This is a genomic window from Halomonas sp. SIMBA_159 (genome assembly GCF_046536035.1).
In the GTDB taxonomy this organism is placed as follows: Bacteria; Pseudomonadota; Gammaproteobacteria; order Pseudomonadales; family Halomonadaceae; genus Vreelandella; species Vreelandella venusta_A.
Window position 1 is genome coordinate 1 of record NZ_JAWJBT010001448.1, and the last position, 241, is coordinate 241.

The following is a 241-nucleotide window of genomic DNA, read 5'->3' on the forward strand; positions in this document are numbered from 1 at the left end:
GGTCCGTGAAACCTTGAACGCGGATTTACCGCTTGCGATCGACCATTTCCGTTATTTCGCGGGCGCTATTCGGGCCCAAGAAGGCGGCATCAGCCAAATCGACAACGACACGGTCGCGTATCATTTCCATGAGCCCCTTGGCGTGGTCGGGCAGATCATTCCGTGGAACTTCCCGCTTCTTATGGCGGTATGGAAACTCGCTCCAGCACTCGCAGCCGGAAACTGTGTGGTTATCAAACCG

At 56.0% G+C, this 241-nt stretch carries 1 protein-coding gene; it reads left to right on the plus strand.

Features of this window, described 5'->3' with window-relative positions:
• The coding region (locus tag R0J87_RS24020; protein WP_498889550.1) for an aldehyde dehydrogenase family protein at nucleotides 1-241 on the plus strand (241 nt) is incomplete at both ends.